Below are 17,872 nucleotides of genomic sequence, written 5' to 3' on the forward strand. Positions count from 1 at the left end.
GTTGAATCAATCAATGAATCAATCGAACGCCCAGGTGTAAAGGACGTCCAGCGCATTGTTGGTGCCCGTCTGGAACTGCAAAGTGATGCGGCGGTTTAGCTTGTAACGCAGCTTGACCAGACTCGTCGCCGTGCTCGTGCCTTGCTCGAACGTCAGGTAGGCGCGCGAGGACAGGCGCTTGCCGACGGTGACGACCGTGCTTTCCAGCCCTTGTGCCTGTGACAGGCCCACTTCATCGAGGCCCAGCGAACTGGCCAGCTTGCCCTGCAAGCCGCCGCCGGAGCCGCCGAAGAGGGCGCCTGCCGCCGTCGTCAGGAGGGCCATTTCATCGCCGGCCGCCGTTTCCGCGCCGTGGCCGAGGATCAGCCAGGCCAGCTTGTCGCTGTCCGACACGCTCGGCGTGGAGACCAGCTTGGCTGTTGGCGCCTGGGCCGTGCCGCGCACTTCCACGCCCGCTTCCACATTCGTTTCCGACAAGGCTTCGCCTTCGGGACGCTTGCGCACGGCCAGGATGTTCAGGGACGGGTTGTCGTAGGCGCCCGTGAAGGCGATCAAGCCCCGTTCGATCGACAGCTTTTGTCCGTAGGCCGCGTACTGGCCGCTGGTAACCTTGATGCTGCCCGTCACGCGTGGCGCGGCGCGGTTGATGACTCTGGCGCGCACATTGCCAGCCAGGTCCGCATCGATGCCCATGCCGCGCAGGTGGAAGGCATTGCCCAGGTCGAACTCGAGGTCGATATTCAGGGGCAAGGATGGCGCTTCCTTGCTGCCTTTGACTTCCTTGCCCAGCACTACCACGTCGCTGCTTTGCGTCGGGGTATCCTGCGGCGCCAGTTCGATCAGCGCGCGGTTGGCCTTGAATTTGCCCTCGAAGCTGAAACGCTTGTCGTTGCGCACCAAGGTGCTGTTGCCCGACAGGATCAAGGTGCGGTCGGGGCGCGACAGCGCCTGCAGGCGGTCGGCCATCAATTTCAGTTCCAGGCTCGCTTCGCCATTCGCAAAGCGTACCCAGCCATCTGCCTGCACCTTGCCATCGCCGCCGTCAAAGCTCAGGCGCTGCAATTGCAATTGATCGCCGGCCAGCTTGGCTTGCAGCACGCCATTGCGCAATTTCAAGCCCTGGTCGGCCCAGTTCACCAGCAACTTGCTGCCGTTGATGTCGCCATTCAATTGCGGCGCGCCGATGGTGCCGCTGCCAGCCAGCGCGATTTTCAGGGCGCCGCCCAGTTCCAGGCCTGGCTGGCCCGTCAGTGGCGCCAGCCAGGCCAGTGTATCGACGTTGGTGGTGGCCGTCAGCGAGAGGGCGCTGTCGTTGCTGATGCGTCCGCCCAGCATTTGCACAGTGGCATTGATGTCGCTCTGGCCCGCGCGCGCGCCATCGAGTTTCACGGCCAGGCGCAATTGCTGGTTGGCCACGTCCACTCTTGCATCGAGGGTGCGCAAGCCCAGTGCCAGCGGCTGTTCCACGCCCACCGTTACGTCGCCTTTTTCGCGGTAGATGTGCAGCATGCCGGCCAGTGAGGGATCTTTCTGCTTGGCCGTCGGCACTTGCATGTCGAGCGACCATTGCGCGCCCAAGGTCAGGTCGCTGCGCGCATTGGCTTGCAGCGCGGGAATCACTTGCGCCAGATAGGTCAGCGCCACGCCGGCCGCCTGGCCGGAACTGGTCCAGCGGGGGCCGTTCTTGACGAGGTTTTGCATGGTGATGCTGCCTGCGGGCAATTTGATGACGGTATTGCCCACGCTGATCTGTTCAGGCTGGCCCAGGCCTGCCACGCCGCTGCCGGCAGGGCCCGCCACTTTGACGGGCACGGGCGCTTGCAGCACCAGTGCATAGCGGCCCTTGTTTTGCAGGCTGTCGATGGTGCCTGTCCAGCTGGCACCGCTCTGGCTGCCCCGGATTTGCACGGTGGCATCGAAATCGTCGTTGCGCGCCGCCAGGTTCACGGTATGGCTGCCGCGCGTGCCCGTCGTGGCCAGGCGGGCGCTGGCCAGCTTGAAGGTGGGCGTGCTGTAGCCCATGATGTCCAGGCTGCTGACCATGGGGTCGAGCGCGCCCTGGCCAGCGCCCACGCTGGCGCTGCCTTTGATGGATTTCAGTTGCTGGTCGCCAAAGAAGGTCAGGTCACGGCCATCCAAGGTCAGTTGCGCTGCCGGTGCATCCATCTTGCCCGAGACGGAGCCGGCCGCCTGCAACACGCCGGCAAAGCGCGGGCCCAGGGTCGACAGTTGCGGCGCATCGAGTTTCCAGGTGAGCTTGTCGGTGGCGCCGCCCAGCGCGCCCTTGGCCAGCAGGCTGTTCGGCCCCAGGCGCAGTTCCGTATCCACGCTGTCGATGCGCTTGGCGTTGGCCGACAGTTTGGCGTAGCCGGCCAGCGGGGCGTTTTGCAAGGTCGATTCGCGCAGGGCCAGGTTGAGGGCCACTTGCCAGTCGCCGCTCAGGCGGCCGTTGCCGTTGAAATCCGCATTGACGTTGCCATTGGGCAGTGATGCACCAAACGCGGCCGGGTTGATCTTCTGCAAGGAACCCGTCATTTTCAGTTCCGCTTCCTTCTTCGGTCCCGTCAGGCCCACGTCGCCGCTGGCGTGGATGGCGCTGTCCGGCGCGGGACGCTTGCCGCTGGTCAATCCCAGTCCTTTCGCATCCGCAACGAAGCTCGTGCGCGGCTGCTGCAGGGTGCCTTGCACCACGCCGCTGGCCAGCACGGTACCCAGCAAATCACCCTGCAGGGCGGAAAGTTGCCGTGCATCGACGTTCCAGTTGAGCTTTTCGCCGGCGCCGCCAAAGTTGCCCTTGGCCGTCACGTTGTTCTTGCCCAGCGCCAACTGCACGTCGATGCCGCTGAAATGGGCCGCATCGGCCGTCAGCTTGCCCTTGCCGGACAGGGGCTGGTCGAGCAGCTTGCTGGGGCGCACGGTGAAGTCCGCATTCGCCAGCCACTGGGGGGCCACGTGGCCGTTGGCGCGCACGTCGAGGTTCAGGTCGGCCACGGGGAAGGCGCCGAAGTCGGCGGGATTGAGACGGCTGGTACTGGCCACGGCCTTGAAGGGCTGCTCATCCTTCAGGCTGATCTGGCCCGTCGCATTCACGCTGCTTTTGCCTGCTTGCAAGGTCGCCTTGCGCAGTTGCACCAAGGAATCGGCGAGGGTGGCTTCCACGTCCAGGCGCAGCTTGGCTTCACCGAGCTTGGCGCGCAGGGTCTGCGTCTTGCCGTCGCTGTCGAGCACGATATCGCCCACGATTTTCGTGCTGTTGATGCTGCTGTAAATATGCTGCAAGTCGATCTTGTCCGTGTGCAGGGTCAATTGCGCATTGCCGATGGGCGCGTCGGCCGCATCGCGGTTGAGCTTGCCGCTGCCCGTGAACTTGCCCGCGTTGCCGAAGTCGATGATGGCTGACTCGAGCGTGGTGGCCGTCAGGGTGCCGCCCAGGCGCGCCTCGAACTGGCGCAGCGGCAATTTTTGCTGGTCGATGGGGCCCGGCGTGGCGTGGTTGAGGATGGCCAGCTTGCCCGACACGGTCTGCGCGTTGGGACGCGTGTCGATGGCGGCGTCGAGTTCCAGGCTCAGGTCCGCCTGCGGCAAGGTGGCGTCAAACTTGCCCGGATTGATGTTGCGGCCACGGATATTGGCCGAGCGCAGGATGATGACAGGGTCGAACGGCGCCAGCGCCAGCTGGGCGTCGGCCGTGGCCGCGCCCGCGCTGCCCTTGGCTGTCACGTTCAGCACGTTCAAGTCGCCGCCCAGCTGCAGCGCCAGGGCGGCCGGTTTTTCGCCGGCGGCGGGGTTGAGCTGCGTCAAGCCGGCCTTGCCTGACAGTTTGAATGGCTGCGTGGCGGCAATCGTCGCGCTGGCCGTGGCCTGGCCGAACGGCGTCAGCGCCGAAGCGTCTTCCAGCTGCCATTGCGTCTTGTCGCCTGACAAGGTGAAGTGGATCTTTTCAAACACCGTGTTGCCGCCCGCGCTGACCAGGGTCACCTTGTCCAGGCGCGCGTCGGCGATGCCGATCTTGAACGGCGAAGCCAGGCTGGCGGGCATGGTCGACGGTTCTTCGGACGGCGCCGTGCTTTCCACGGACAGGCTGGCCACGTGCAGTTCGCTGATGGCGATGCCTTCCGAGAAGAACTGGAACGGCGACCAGTTGATGTCGATATTGTCGGCCGTGATGTGCTGCGTCTTGCTGCGGTAGCTGACGTGGCCCAGGTGCATGCGGTTGTACAGCGAGCCGGATACGCCCGATACTTCGATGTCGCCGCCGCTGGCGCTGGCCACTTTTTGCACCAGCATCTGCAAGGTCGATTCGCGGCCCAGGAACCAGAAGGCGCCGCCCAGCAGCACGGCCAGGCTGGCGACGGCGATCGCCACATAGCGGGGCCAGCGGCGCGTTTTTTTTACTGGGGGCTGGGGCGCGGTGTTTGGCGCCTCGGTGGTCATATCGGACATCAGAAAGTGAATCCCAGAGAGAAGTGCAAACGGTAGGCGTGGACGGCGTGGCCGTACGCCACGTCGACATTGATGGGGCCGACGGGGCTCTTGTAGCGTCCCCCCAGGCCGTAGCCCGACTTCGGCGTCATGGCCGCTTTCACGGTATCGGCCGCGTTGCCGGCGTCATAGAAGGCGGCAATGGCCCACTTCGGCTTGAACCAGTACTGGTATTCGGCGCTGCCGGTGAGCATGTAGCGCCCGCCGACCGTGGCGTCGCCTTCCTTGACGCCCAGTTCCTGGTAGGCATAGCCGCGCACCGACTGGTCGCCGCCCGCGCGGAACAGGTAGACGGCCGGCACGCCGCGTTTTTCCTTCGAACCGAGCGCGCCCATTTCGCCGCGCACGATCAGCTCGCCTTTTTCACCGAGTGGACGGTAATACACGGCCTTGCCGGCCACGCGCACGAAGCGCTCGTCCGTCAGCACGGGCAGCAGGGCGCCGCCCACCTGGGCGTTGATGACATAACCCTTGGTGGGAAACAGCAGGCTGTCGAGGCTGCGCTTGGTGATGGCATAGGTCAGCGGCAAGCTCTTGCTGCGCGTCTGTTCCAGGCCGACGACGGTCTTGTCTTCGCTGAGGAATTCGAACGTCAGGCTGCGCTCCAGGTTGGTGCCGCCCCAGTTGCGCTTGGCCGAAATGGTCGTGACGGCCGTGATTTCGTTGGAAATGTCGCTGCGCTCGAACGAGGCGCCCGCGCTGTCGTTGTAGCCGCGCTCGGTTGTTGGAAAGTAGAAATTGGCGTGCGCTGCCTGTTTCTTCGTTTCCATGGTGATCGCGCTCTTGAAGCGCGTGCCCCACACGTTCAGGTTGTCATAGTTGAGCTGGGCGCGATTCCCCGTATTCGTACTGAAACCGAGACCGGCGCTGACGTTCTGCTGCTTGTTTTCCGTTACGCGCACCACCAGCGGCAGCTGCGGCGCGGGGCCGCGGTTGACGGGTTTGGCTTCGGGCACGGCGCCGGCGCTGGCACTTGCGGCCTCGGCTTGCTGGCTTTCCTGGCCCGCTTCGATCTGCTCGTTGAGGATGCTGCTCATGTCGGCGCTCACTTCCACGCTGGCAAAGTAGCCGGTGTCCTGCAGGCGCGCCTGCAACGATTGCAGCGCCGATTCGCTGTAGTACTCGCCGGGACGGATTTTGTCGAGGTTGCGGATGATGGCTTCCGGGTAGCGCTTCAGGCCTTCGATGCGCAGCTCGCCAAAGCGCAGTTCGGGGCCGCTGTCGAGCACCACCAGCAAGGAGACCTTGTGCGTTTCCGGGTCGACCACGGCTTGCGTATCGACCAGCTGGGCGCGCGGATAGCGCGTCTGCACCACTTCGCGCAGCAGCGCGCGCTTGGCCGATTCCCAGTCGGACTGGCGAAACACGCTGCCTGTCTTCAGCGACCAGCTGCGCTTCAGGGCTTCCGTATCGTAGGGCTCGCTGGCGGCCAGCGGCGGCGTGGGATCGAAGCCGCGCAATTCCAGCTCGACCTTGTCGATGGTCGCGGGCTGGCCCGGGTCGACGTCGACGATGACGACGGGTTTGGCGCCCGTCGTATCGACGCGCACCGTGACGACGGGCGTGTAGTAGCCGGCCGTGGCGATGAGGTTTTTGGCTTCTTCGGGCGTACCGCGCACGAGGCGCCGCAATTGCTCGCGGTCCATGCGCGGGTTGCCGCGGAAGCGTTCCAGGTCCAGGTTTTTTTCAAGCAACTCATCGAGGTCGCCCGGCGCGTTGACCTTGACCTCGTACTGCAGCGGGGCGGGCGCCGCTTCCGTGGCGGCGGAGCTGTCGGCAACGGCGTCTTGCGGGCGCTCTTGCGTCGCCTCCTGCGCGCCGGCATGGGCGATGGGAAACAGCAATATGGCACCGCCGGCGGCCGCCAGTGTCAGTTGCCCCATTACTTTTGTCACTACTTGTGCCAAAATTCGTGGTCGTATCGCCTTGCCGGCAGCCGTATGCCGTATGGGTCGTGCAGAAAACATGGTGCTCCAGATGAGTAAATGCTGACTGCATGTTACCGGAATAGGTAAACTGATGGCGGACGAATAAGTATTTTTTGCATGGGGAATCATGTTTCCCCGCGCACTATTGCAACAGATAAAAACATAGAAAGAAAATTTATGCTAGCAACGGACTCCGCACTGGTGCTCTTTAGCGGTGGGCAAGATTCCACCACCTGCCTGGCCTGGGCCTTGAAGCACTATAGCCGCGTGGAAACCATCGGCTTTGATTACGGCCAGCGCCATGCGATCGAACTGACCGTGCGGCCCGGCGTACTGGAACAGATGCGCCAGCAGTCACCCGAATGGGACAGCCGCCTGGGCGAGGATCACATGATCGACCTGTCGCTCATTTCCGCCATTTCCGATACGGCCATGACGCAGAACGTCGAGATCGTCATGCAGGAAAACGGCTTGCCAAACACCTTTGTTCCTGGACGCAACTTGCTGTTCATGACCGTGGCCGCCACCGTGGCGTACCGCCGCGGCTTGACGGTGCTGGTGGGCGGCATGTGCGAGACGGATTTCTCCGGCTACCCGGATTGCCGCGACGACACGATGAAGGCCCTGCAAGTGGCCCTGAATCTGGGCATGAATACACGATTGAAGCTGGAAACGCCGCTGATGTGGCTGGACAAGGCGCAAAGCTGGGACCTGGCGGAAGACCTGGGCGGCCAGCCGCTGGTCGACCTGATCCGTAGCGGTACGCATACGTGCTACCTGGGCGAGCGTGGCGAGCTGCACGACTGGGGCTATGGCTGCGGCACCTGCCCCGCCTGCGCCCTGCGCGCGAATGGCTACCAGCAATACGCTGCGCGCAAGGCAGCAAAGTAAAAAACAGCTTGCGCCGTTTCTTCAAGCGGCGCGGCAGGGGGACACGCCATGCTGTGGTTTTTGCCACAGGAGCGTCTTGCCATGAAATCCCTCTTTGCCGCGCTGTACGGCCCCGTGTTCTGGGCCGGCTTCATCGGCGCCGCCAGTTGCCTGGTCGCGGTGTGCCACTATTCTCTCTGGGTCTTGCCGCCCTTGCTGCTGCTGGCCCTGCTCACTTCCTTTCTTGCCGAACGCTGTCTGCCGTATGACGGCGCGTGGAACCACGATCACGGCGATGGCTGGCGCGATACGCTGCATGCGTTCGTCAATGAAGCGCTGTATCTGCTGGGCCTGGCGGCGTTTCCCTTGCTGGCCGGATACCTGGCGCTGGGAGACTTCTGGCCCGGCACCTGGCCGTTCTGGCTGCAATTGCTGCTGGCCATCCTTCTCGCCGACTGCGGCATCACGCTCGTGCATTACCTGAGCCACCGCTATTATTTTCTGTGGAAACTGCATGCCGTGCACCACAGCGTGACGCGCCTGTACGGTTTTAATGGCTGGATGAAACATCCGCTGCATTTGCTGCTGGAAGCGACGGGCGGCATGCTGCCCTTGCTGCTGCTGGGCATACCTGAGAAGGTCATGGCCGTGCTGGCGTTTGCCGTGGCGATCCAGTTGCTGCTGCAGCACGCGAATGTCGACATGCGCATGGGGCCGCTGCGCCACGTGTTTGCCTGGGCGCCCCTGCACCGTTTTCATCACATGAAATACGGCACAGCCGGCGACGTGAATTTCGGCCTGTTCTTTACTTGCTGGGACCGCCTGCTGGGCACGCGTTTCGATGCCCCGGATTACCGCATGCGGGGTGAGGATCTGGGCATCGGCAGCCGTCCCGATTACCCGCCCGCATATGGGGCGCAACTGCTGGAACCGTTCCGCGCGGAAGAGGGCGTGCGCGCGCCCGAGTTGCCGGCCGGCTTGAAGCAGGCGCTCAATCGCGTCATCAATCGAGCAGCTTGACGTTGAGCTGGCGCAAGCTGCGGTCGGCGCGCACGCCGAACAGGCTGCGCATGGTGCGCGAAAAATGCGCGGCATCGGCAAAGCCGGCGCCGTGGGCCGCGTCCGTCAAGGTGCTGCCGAGCAAGATGAAACGGATGGCCAGGCGCAAGCGGCGCCACAGCACCAGCCGCCGCACGGGCAGGCCCAGCTGGGCGCTGAACAGGCGTTCCAGCTGGCTCAGCGACAAATGCGCCGCCTCGGCCACGGTGGCCGCGCTGACCTTGCCCGACAGCAGCGCGTCGACCTTGTCCAGCGCCCGCCGCAGGCGGGGATCGGGCAAGTCTTCGCGTGGCTGGGCCTGCAGCGCGGCAGCCAGATTGTCCAGGCTGGGCACGCCTGCGCTGCCGGCCGCGGCCAGCAGGGTCGCGCCGCGCAGGCGCTGAGGTTCCGCATAGATGGTCAGCGTGGGCGCCGGCGCGCTCAGGATGGCGTGCGGGCGCAGGCTATCGACCAGCAAGTGCCGCGCCGTGTGGACGATGCCGTCGAGCTCGGCCGTGAAAGGCTCCCCCGTGCTCAGCATCAGCTGGTGCGCATAATGGGCGTGGCTGTCCGTGGCGCCTGCTGCGCCATGCAAGATGGCAAAGTCCGGCGCCAGCCAAAGTGTTCCCTGCCAGCTATCCTGTTGCAAACGCGACTCCCAGGTGATGGATTGCGGGGCGATCATACCAGCCGGCGGGGATGGTTTTCATGGCATCGAATTTTCCTGGAGTACGTATCGTTGCATTGATGAAATATGTGATTTTTTTAATACAATATTCAGCATTGCATGGCCGCCCGCTGTAACGTACTATCATTCTCATCGACTACCGATGGTAGTCGTGCAGCCCGCTGCCAGCCATGTTGCTGGCCGTGTAGCGGTTTGATGTCCGTTCTGCTTGTCCACCTGTCATGCCTACACGTGCGTCTTCGTCGTGGTTTGCCTGGCCAGTATCGCACTGGGTGGGACCGCGCGCGTTGGCCGCGCTGGTGCTGGCGCTGTGCCTGGGATTGACGTACGGCGCCTGGCGCAATGCCGACGATGCCAGCGAGCAGCAGGTGCAGGCCGATTTCGATTTCCGCGTGCGCGAACTGGTGGGCAACATCGTCGGCCGCATGCAGACCTATATCCAGGTGCTGCACGGGGTGCAGGGACTGTATGCCAGTTCGCAGGAAGTCACGCGCCGCGAATTCCATGCCTACCTGGCGGTGCAGCAGGTGGACCGCCACTTTCCCGGCATCCATGGCATCGGCTACCTGCCGCTGTTGTCCGGCGGCGCCCTGGCGCGGCACGAGGCCGGCGTGCGCGCGGACGGCTATCCCGGCTATGCCGTGCGTCCGCACGGCCAGCGTGCCTGGCATGCGCCGATCACCTATCTGGAACCTTTGAGCGAGAGCAACCTGCTGGCCTTCGGCTACGACATCGGCTCCGAACCCGTGCGCCGCGCCGCGCTCGAACAGGCGCGCGACACGGGGCAAGCCGCCATGACGGGAAAGATCCACCTGGTGCAGGATGGCGGCAGCGCCCAGGCGCATGGCTTCCTCGTCGTGCTGCCCGTGTATGACAATGGCTTGCCGCATGCCAGCGTGGAGCAGCGCCGCGCCGCCTTGCGCGCCTGGGTGTTTGCGCCATTTCGCATGGGCGACCTGATGGCGGGCGTGGGCGGCGAGAGCGCGCGCCAGCTGGACCTGGAAATCTATGATGGCGCGCAACTGGCCGAGGCGGCCCTGATGTATGACAGCTTGCCGGGCGCCTTGTCGTCTGCCGCCTCGGACAGCCTGGTGTCGCAGCAAGCGATCAGCATCGCCGGCCATGCCTGGACCTTGCGCGTGCGCGCCATGCCGGGCTTTGATGGCGAACTGCTGGCGCGGCCCCGCCTGGTGGCCTTGACCGGCGTGCTGGCCAGTATCGTGCTGGCACTGGCCGCCTGGCTGCTGGCGGCGGGCCGCGCCCGCGCCCAGGCGGCGCTGGCGCGTTCGAGCGAGCTGACCGGCCAGCTGGAGCAGGGGCAGGCGAGCGTGCTGGCGATGGCCGAAGCAGCGCAGCGCAGCCAGGCCATGCTGCGCAGCATCCTCGATTCGACCATCGACGGCATTCTGGTCGACAATACCGAGGGACGCATCTTCACGTCGAACCGGCGTTTCCGCGACTTGTGGCAAGTGCCCGACGCGCTCGACTGGCAAGCCGATGGCGCGGCGCTGGTGCGCCATGTGGAAAGCCAGCTGGAGCAGGCGGCGCCTTTCCTCGGAGCACGCGTCCATGCGCCGCATGGCCACCGCGAACGGCGCGACGTGCTGCACCTGCGCGATGGACGGGTGGTCGAGCAATATGTGCGCAGCATGCAACTGGGCAATGAGCAGGCGCGCTTGTGGACCTTCCGCGATATCAGCGAGCGCAGCCAGATGGAGCGGCGCGAACATACGCGGCGGCAAGTGCTGGAAATGCTGGCCACGGGCGCGCCGCTGGAACGGGTGCTGGAAAGCGTGGTGCTGAGCGTGCAAGCCGACCATCCCGCCATGCTGTGCAGCATCTTGCTGCTCGATGAAAGCCGCCACCGCCTGGTGCTGGGAGCGGCGCCGGGCTTGCCCGCGTTTTTCAACCTGTCCAGCCATGGCCATGACCTCGACACCCTGCAGGGCGTGCATGGCATCGCCGCGCAAGCCGTGCGCGATGGTCAGCGCGTGATCGTCGGTGACTTGCATGCGGATGCGCAGGAGACGATGGAACTGGCGTGGCAGGCCCAGCTGCAATCGTGCTGGGCCGAGCCCGTGCGTGGCGGCTCGGGCAAGCTGCTGGGCGTGCTGATGGCGTATCACCGCCATCCGACCTTGCCGGGCGCGGCCCATCTGGCGCGGCTGAGCGAGGCGGCGCACCTGGCCGGCATGGCCATCGAACAGGCGCAGGTGGCGCTGGCCCTGCGCGCGGGCGAAGCGCGTTTCCGCAGTCTGTACGACCATGCGCCCGTGGCCCTGTGGGAACAGGACTGGTCGGCTGTGCGCGCCGCGCTCGATGCTCTCGAGCTAGCCGGCGTGCACGACCTGGGCGCCCACTTCCAGGCCAATCCGGATGCGCTGCGGCAACTGGCGGGGCTGGTGCGCATCATCGATGCGAACGGCGCCGCGCTGGCGCAGGTGCGCGCCAACGAGGATGACCAGCGCCGCGGCGCGCTGGGCCTGGCGCAGAATTTCGACGACAGCGCCTTGCCGCGCTTTGGCGATGCGCTGCTGGCGCTGGCTGGCGGCGCCCACCTGTTCGAGTGCGAAAGCAGCTTCGTGCGTCTCGATGGCGCGGCGCGGCAAAATGAATTGAGCTTGCTGGTGATGCCCGGCCATGCGGACAGCCTCGATTTCGTCATGGTGTCCTCGCTCGATATCACCGAGCGTAAGCGCATGAACGCGGAACTGTTGCAGCTGGCCACTACGGATTTTTTAACCGGTTTGCCGAACCGGCGCCACTTCATGGCGTCGCTGGAAAACGAGCATGCCCGCTTGCAGCGCGAACTGGCCAGCTGCGCCAGCGTGCTGATGCTCGACATCGATCACTTCAAGCACGTCAACGACGAGTATGGCCATGCCGTGGGCGATACCGTGCTGCGCCACCTGGGCGCGCTGATGTGCCAGGCGCTGCGCAAGGTCGACGTGCCGGGCCGCGTGGGTGGCGAGGAATTCGCCATCTTGCTGCCCGGCACGGATTTGAGCGCCGCCGCCGTGTTTGCCGAACGGTTGCGCCGGCGCGTGGCGGAAAGTTCGCTGACCATCGATGGTGGCATTGTGATCAGCATCACGGTGAGCATCGGCATGGCCGCCATGGCCGGTACCGATGCTGATTGCGAAGCCGTGCTGGCGCGTGCCGACGAGGCGCTGTATCGGGCCAAGCGTGGCGGGCGCAACCGCATCGAACAGAATGACGGCGGCAGCGACGGCGTGCTCAGCAAGTTCATGGCGCAGTGATTACAGGCTGTGCTGACGCGCTTGCGCCTGCTTGCGGTTGCGGCTGACGATCAGCCAGACGATGGCGACGGGAATCAGCAACGGCAGCAGCACGGGCGTGCTCAAGGCCAGCGCCAGCACCACGCACAGGGCCACGACGGCGATCAGCACCACGCCGACTCCCGCCAGGACCACGCCCGTGATGATGGCGGCGCACACCACCGCAATGGCGGCGATCAGCAAGCCACCGCCGGCAAACACCAGGCCGAACAGCCACTCCAGCGGCCCGTCGACATCGTCGCCGTGGAACTGCATGTGCATGTCGCTGCCGCTGATCTTGTCGAGGAACAGACAGGCAAGCATGACGATGAGGACGAAGGTGAGCAATTTTTTCATGGTAAGCCTCAGTGTGTGGGTGATGGGGTGTTGCATGGTCACACTGTAGGGGCGCGCCCGGCTGGCCGCCAGCGGCGTGCGACAGGCCGTCATTTTCACGGTATGGAAGGCGCTGGGGACAGAAAAACGCTGATCTGGAACAAGATTTCTTTTCTTGTAATGTGCGCAAGCCGTCCTATACTGAACACCTCAGTCTCGCAAGGAGGGCAACATGCTTTTGTTTGCAGATACCGGGGATCAATCGCTATCCCTTTCCCACCATCGAAGCACGCGCCAGCGTAGCGCCACGCAGTCCTGCGCCGAGCCAGTCGGCGCGCCATCGGCGATACCGCCGATCATCATCAACCCCTTCAATTACCATGCGCCGCTGCCGGCCATCGACCCGCGCTGGGTGCCGCCCGGTCCACCGCTGACCTGGCCCAACCGGCCTGCCATGTCCATGTGCTGATGCGTGGTCGTTGCAAGACATGCCTCGCCTGGTAGTGACAAAAGCCCGCAGCGCGGGCTTTTGTCGGTGCATGCCTGGAATCAGGATGGTTTGCGGCGCAGCATGAAGCCCAGCAAGCCCAGGCCGGCCAGCAACATGGCATAGGTTTCCGGTTCGGGCACGGCGGCGATGAAGGCGTGGTTATCGCTTTCAAATGCATCCTGGCCTGTCGAGTGGAAGGCGATCGTGGTAAATGTTGCCCCTTCGCCCGCCCACGCGTTCACATACAGGCCCACCGATTGATCACCATTGGCGCTGACACTGCCCAAGGTGGCGATTTGCGATCCCGTCAAGGTGACCGTGCTTTGATCTCCCATGGTGAAGACGACGCTGTTATACGCGTCTGGCGAACCCATGTAGAAACCAAAATAGCTCAATCCGCCACCGAAGGTAGCGACGCCAGGGGTGATCTGGCCATTCGTCACGCCGACGGAATAGAAGGCCGTCAGATCGTTCGGTGGCTGCGCGGCATAGCTTGGGTGATCGCTGGTAAAGACGTTACCCGTGTAATTGCCGGGTACGAGGCCATCATTGAAATCGATGGTGGTGGCGCCCGCGACCGACGTGACCAGCCCCTCGCCTGCCAGTACCGTACCGCCGGTAGTGAAGGTGGGAATTGCGCTGGCGCTGCCTGCGGCGATGGCGAGCGTGGCGCAGGCCAGAGTGGACAAGATTTTCATGTTGATTCCCTCGAATGTATTGGTGTACACAGCTATTTTTATCAGGAACGACGAAAGTGCCCGGCGTGGCGAGGCAGTGCGGCGCGCAGGGACGAGGGGCGTCGCAGGAGAAAAGAGTTTCTGGAGGCCAAGCATTACTACATGCAATATTTAAATATAAAAAACACAATTCAGATTGCAAAATAATAATAGGTTTGCTTGAGAAATATCAAAGCGCGATTGCTAGAGTAAAGCTACTACATTGATAGCTTGTCTTCTTGCCGGGATCGACTATGGCGGGCCGCGCCTTACCTTGCGGCAAGGCGGCACGGGCGGGCGTTTTCGACTATCATGCTAGCCCCGACCTTCCATCACGAGCACCGCCATGAGTACCGATTTCCCCGACTTTTCCGACGAAGCAGCCGAGCAGGACAACGACGCCCCGATCCAGGAGCCGCGCCTGTGGGTAGGCAATGGCTGGACGGCGCGCGTGATCAAGAACGAGGAAGATGAAGGCTGGGCCGTGGCCATGATCAAGGATGGCGAACCGGAGCCGGCCCTCGTGGGTCCGTGGACCATGGGCCGCGACAAGAAAAACCCGAAGCCGCTCGACGTCAACGCGTTCAATACCTTGGTCAAGACGGCGTCGGAAGTGCTGCGTCGCCATGAGCAGCAGCTGCATGCGCAATTGCACAAGAACCTGTTTGTCGCCACGGACGAGGGGCAAGTCAAGGTGATGTTCGACATCGTCCCCGACGAAGACCACCCGTACGCGGAACTGAGCGCCTACGACGCCGACGGCGAACAGATCGCCAAGGTGCGTACCTCGGCCGCGTTCAAGTTCAACGCCACGTCCGCAGCGAACTGGATCGAGGGCGGCTACCGCCGCCCGTAGTCCGGCACCGCCGCTACATCTGCACCGCTGCGCCTTCGCGTGAGGCGGACATTTCCACCTCCTCTTGCCGGCGGTACGCCAGCCGGTACAGCAGCGGCAGCACCAGCAAGGTCAAGGCCGTCGACGACAAAATGCCGCCGATCACCACGGTGGCCAGCGGGCGCTGTACTTCGGCGCCCGTGCCCGTGGCAATGGCCATCGGCACGAAACCCAGCGAGGCCACCAGCGCCGTCATCAGCACGGGCCGCAAGCGCGTGATCGCCCCTTCCCGTATCGCCTCCTGCAAGGGCATGCCCTGTTCGCGCAGCTGGCGGATGTAGGCGATCATCACCAGGCCGTTCAGCACGGCCACACCGGACAGGGCGATGAAGCCGACGGCCGCCGAGATCGACATGGGGATATCGCGCAGCCACAGGGCGACGATGCCGCCCGTCAAGGCGAACGGGATGCCGCTGAACACGAGCAAGCCATCCTTCACGTTGCCGAACATGGCAAACAGCAAGACGAAGACGAGGGCCAGCGCCACGGGCACCACCAGCTGCAGGCGTTTCGTGGCCGACTGCAACTGTTCGAACTGGCCGCCCCAGCTGGTCCAGTAGCCGGCCGGGATGGCCACCTGCGATTGCAACTGTTGCGTGGCGTCGGCCACAAATGAGCCGATATCGCGTCCGCGCACGTTGGCGCTGATGACGATGCGGCGCTTGCCATCCTCGCGGCTGATCTGGTTCGGCCCCGGCGCCACTTGCAGGCTGGCCACTTCACCGAGCGGGATGAAGCGGGCACGGCCTTCCGTCGCCGCGCCCAGGGGCAGGGCGATGGGCAGGCGCTTTAATTGCTCCAGGTCGCTGCGCAGGCTGTCGGGCAGCCGCACGACGATGTCGAAGCGGCGGTCGCCCTGGAACAGGGTGCCTGCCTCTTGCCCGCCGATGGCCGTGGCAATCGCCGCTTGCACGTCGGCAATGTTGAGACCGTAGCGCGCCGTCTGCTCGCGGTCGATCTGCACCGTCAGCATGGGCAGCCCCGTCGTCTGCTCGACCTTCACCTCTGTTGCGCCAGGAATCTTGCCCAGCACACCGGCGATCTTCGCCGCCGTGCTGTCGAGCACGGCCATGTCGTCGCCGAACAGTTTCACTGCCACGTCGCTGCGCACGCCGGAAATCAGTTCATTGAAGCGCAGCTGGATCGGCTGCGAAAACTCGTAGTTATTGCCAGGCAAGCTGGTGGCCGTCGCTTCGATTTCCGCCAGCAATTGCTCGCGCGATTTTCCCGGTTCCGGCCACTGATCGCGGGGCTTGAGCATGATGTAGCCGTCGGAAATATTCGGCGGCATGGGGTCCGAGGCGATCTCGGCCGTTCCCGTGCGGGCGAAGACGCGCGCGATTTCCTTGTGGTTTGCCATCAGCTTGCTTTCCAGCTGTTGCTGCATGGCCAGCGATTGGCTCAGGCTGGTGCCGGGGATGCGCAGGGCCTGGATGGCGATGTCGCCCTCGTTCAGGCTGGGCACGAACTCGCTGCCCATGCGCGTGGCTAGCAAGCCCGACAGCACGACGGCCACCGCCGCGCCCGTCAGCACGACGGGCGTGTTGCGCATCACCTTGTCCAGCAGCGGCGCATACCAGCGCTTGGCGGCGCGCATGATGGCGTTTTCCTTCTCCGCCACCTTGTCGCCGATAAACAGCGCCACGGCGGCGGGGATGAAGGTGATCGACAGCAGCATGGCGCCCAGCAGGGCGATGACGACCGTCAGGGCCATCGGCGTAAACATGCGGCCTTCCACGCCCGTCAGCGCAAAGATGGGCAGGTACACGACCATGATGATCAGCTGACCATACAGCAAGGGGCGGCGCGCCTCTTGCGATGCCGCAAACACTTCGTGAAAACGTTCCTGCAAGGTCAAGGGCCGTCCCAGTTTTTGCTGGGCATGGGCCAGGCGGCGCACGCAGTTTTCCACGATCACCACGGCGCCATCGATGATGATGCCGAAATCGAGCGCCCCAAGACTCATCAGATTGGCGCTCACATGGTATTGCACCATGCCCGTAAACGTGAACAGCATGGCCAGCGGAATCACCATGGCCGTGATGACGGCCGCGCGGATATTGCCGAGGAACAGGAACAGGATGGCGATCACCAATACGGCGCCTTCGAGCAGGTTTTTCTTCACCGTATTGATCGCCTTGTCGACCAATACCGTGCGGTCATACACGGTGACGGCGTGCACGCCTTTCGGCAGGCTGCGGTTGATTTCCACCATCTTTTTGTCGACGGCTTGCGAGACGGCGCGGCTGTTCTGTCCGATCAGCATGAAGACGGTGCCGAGCACCACTTCGCGGCCGTTTTCCGTGGCCGCGCCCGTGCGCAATTCGCGCCCCAGCACCACGTCGGCCACGTCGCGGATGCGGATGGCCACGCCCTGCACATTGGCGACGACGATGTTGGCGATGTCGCTCTTTGAGGCCACCTGGCCCGGCGCGCGTATCAGCAATTGCTCGCCCTGCCGTTCGATGTAGCCGGCGCCCACGTTGCTGTTGTTGCGCTCGAGCGCCGTCACCACGTCTTGCAGGCTGATGCCGTAGGCGGCCAGTTTTTCCGGGTAGGGCGCCACCTGGTATTGCTTGGCGTAGCCGCCGATGGCATTGATTTCCGTCACGCCCGTGACATTGCGCAACTGCGGCTTGATGATCCAGTCCTGGATTTCGCGCAAGTCCGTCGGCGTGTACGGCGTGCCATCGGGCTTTTTCGCGCCGTCCTGCGTTTCCACCGTCCACAGGTAGATTTCGCCGAGGCCCGTGGAAACCGGGCCCATCTTTGGTGTGATGCCAGCCGGCAAGCTTTCCTTGGCTTCCTGCAAGCGCTCGTTGATCATCTGGCGCGCAAAATAGATGTCCGTGCCATCCTTGAAAATCACGGTCACTTGCGACAGGCCGTAGCGCGACAGCGAGCGCGTCTGCTCCAGGTTGGGCAAGCCGGCCATGGCCGTCTCGATGGGGAAAGTGACCCTCTGCTCGGTTTCCAGCGGCGAATAGCCGGCGGACTGTGTATTGATTTGGACCTGCACATTGGTGATGTCGGGCACGGCGTCGATGGGCAGCTTTTGATAGCTGTAGATGCCCAGGCCAGCCATGGCGGCCACGGCCAGCATCACCAGCCAGCGTTGGTCGATGGCGAAGCGGATCAAGCGTTCAAACAT

General features: G+C 64.0%; 11 protein-coding genes. 5 read left to right on the forward strand and 6 right to left on the reverse strand.

What is annotated here, in order from left to right; translation table 11 throughout:
* Positions 1-18: 18 nt before the first annotated feature.
* Complete coding sequence (locus SJI03_RS08125) at positions 19-4,443, reverse strand: translocation/assembly module TamB domain-containing protein (RefSeq protein WP_322426767.1); 4,425 nt, start codon at positions 4,441-4,443, stop codon at positions 19-21.
* Positions 4,443-6,365 (reverse strand): autotransporter assembly complex family protein, encoded by a 1,923-nt coding sequence (locus SJI03_RS08130; RefSeq protein ID WP_322426768.1) that lies wholly within the window; start codon positions 6,363-6,365, stop codon positions 4,443-4,445. Before SJI03_RS08130 ends, SJI03_RS08125 begins: the two co-directional genes overlap by 1 nt.
* A gap of 222 nt (positions 6,366-6,587) precedes the next feature.
* Here SJI03_RS08130 and queC point away from each other — a divergent pair, with 222 nt between their 5' ends.
* Complete coding sequence (gene queC / locus SJI03_RS08135) at positions 6,588-7,301, forward strand: 7-cyano-7-deazaguanine synthase QueC (protein WP_099378554.1); 714 nt, start codon at positions 6,588-6,590, stop codon at positions 7,299-7,301.
* 81 nt (positions 7,302-7,382) lie between these two features.
* Entirely contained in the window at positions 7,383-8,300 is a 918-nt protein-coding gene (locus SJI03_RS08140) for a sterol desaturase family protein (RefSeq protein ID WP_322426769.1), read from the forward strand.
* Here the strand turns inward: SJI03_RS08140 and SJI03_RS08145 are convergent.
* Positions 8,284-9,003, reverse strand: a complete 720-nt coding sequence (locus SJI03_RS08145; RefSeq protein ID WP_322426770.1) for an AraC family transcriptional regulator — start codon at positions 9,001-9,003, stop codon at positions 8,284-8,286. The genes SJI03_RS08140 and SJI03_RS08145 overlap by 17 nt on opposite strands.
* Before the next feature lie 224 nt (positions 9,004-9,227).
* Here SJI03_RS08145 and SJI03_RS08150 point away from each other — a divergent pair, with 224 nt between their 5' ends.
* Entirely contained in the window at positions 9,228-12,266 is a 3,039-nt protein-coding gene (locus SJI03_RS08150) for a CHASE domain-containing protein (protein WP_322426771.1), read from the forward strand.
* Here SJI03_RS08150 and SJI03_RS08155 read toward each other — a convergent pair whose 3' ends face one another.
* Positions 12,267-12,641 carry a hypothetical protein gene (locus SJI03_RS08155; protein ID WP_099378558.1) on the reverse strand — a complete coding sequence of 125 codons (375 nt, stop codon included), beginning with the start codon at positions 12,639-12,641 and terminating at the stop codon, positions 12,267-12,269.
* Positions 12,642-12,852: 211 nt separating this feature from the next.
* Between SJI03_RS08155 and SJI03_RS08160 the strand changes: the two genes are divergently transcribed.
* Positions 12,853-13,089, forward strand: a complete 237-nt coding sequence (locus SJI03_RS08160) for a hypothetical protein (RefSeq protein WP_152598828.1) — start codon at positions 12,853-12,855, stop codon at positions 13,087-13,089.
* A gap of 80 nt (positions 13,090-13,169) precedes the next feature.
* Here the strand turns inward: SJI03_RS08160 and SJI03_RS08165 are convergent, their stop codons facing one another.
* On the reverse strand, positions 13,170-13,808 hold the full coding sequence (locus SJI03_RS08165; RefSeq protein WP_322426772.1) for a PEP-CTERM sorting domain-containing protein: 639 nt from the start codon (positions 13,806-13,808) through the stop codon (positions 13,170-13,172).
* Between the two features lie 364 nt (positions 13,809-14,172).
* Here SJI03_RS08165 and SJI03_RS08170 point away from each other — a divergent pair, with 364 nt between their 5' ends.
* Complete coding sequence (locus tag SJI03_RS08170) at positions 14,173-14,682, forward strand: hypothetical protein (protein WP_034753470.1); 510 nt, start codon at positions 14,173-14,175, stop codon at positions 14,680-14,682.
* Positions 14,683-14,695: 13 nt separating this feature from the next.
* Here SJI03_RS08170 and SJI03_RS08175 read toward each other — a convergent pair whose 3' ends face one another.
* The gene (locus SJI03_RS08175) at positions 14,696-17,872 is read right to left on the reverse strand and encodes a CusA/CzcA family heavy metal efflux RND transporter (RefSeq protein WP_322426773.1); all 3,177 of its coding nucleotides are present in this window, start codon (positions 17,870-17,872) and stop codon (positions 14,696-14,698) included.

This window comes from Janthinobacterium sp. GMG1, assembly GCF_034427795.1.
Classification (GTDB): domain Bacteria; phylum Pseudomonadota; class Gammaproteobacteria; order Burkholderiales; family Burkholderiaceae_D; genus Janthinobacterium.

Bases quoted from the DNA above. Each gene is read 5' to 3' on its own strand.
- SJI03_RS08145 (WP_322426770.1), bottom strand. From the start codon at position 9,003: ATGATCGCCCCGCAATCCATCACCTGGGAGTCGCGTTTGCAACAGGAT.
- SJI03_RS08165 (WP_322426772.1), bottom strand. From the start codon at position 13,808: ATGAAAATCTTGTCCACTCTGGCCTGCGCCACGCTCGCCATCGCCGCA.
- SJI03_RS08160 (WP_152598828.1), top strand. From the start codon at position 12,853: ATGCTTTTGTTTGCAGATACCGGGGATCAATCGCTATCCCTTTCCCAC.
- SJI03_RS08125 (WP_322426767.1), bottom strand. From the start codon at position 4,443: ATGTCCGATATGACCACCGAGGCGCCAAACACCGCGCCCCAGCCCCCA.
- SJI03_RS08130 (WP_322426768.1), bottom strand. From the start codon at position 6,365: ATGGGGCAACTGACACTGGCGGCCGCCGGCGGTGCCATATTGCTGTTT.
- queC (WP_099378554.1), top strand. From the start codon at position 6,588: ATGCTAGCAACGGACTCCGCACTGGTGCTCTTTAGCGGTGGGCAAGAT.
- SJI03_RS08170 (WP_034753470.1), top strand. From the start codon at position 14,173: ATGAGTACCGATTTCCCCGACTTTTCCGACGAAGCAGCCGAGCAGGAC.
- SJI03_RS08175 (WP_322426773.1), bottom strand. From the start codon at position 17,872: ATGTTTGAACGCTTGATCCGCTTCGCCATCGACCAACGCTGGCTGGTG.
- SJI03_RS08140 (WP_322426769.1), top strand. From the start codon at position 7,383: ATGAAATCCCTCTTTGCCGCGCTGTACGGCCCCGTGTTCTGGGCCGGC.
- SJI03_RS08155 (WP_099378558.1), bottom strand. From the start codon at position 12,641: ATGAAAAAATTGCTCACCTTCGTCCTCATCGTCATGCTTGCCTGTCTG.
- SJI03_RS08150 (WP_322426771.1), top strand. From the start codon at position 9,228: ATGCCTACACGTGCGTCTTCGTCGTGGTTTGCCTGGCCAGTATCGCAC.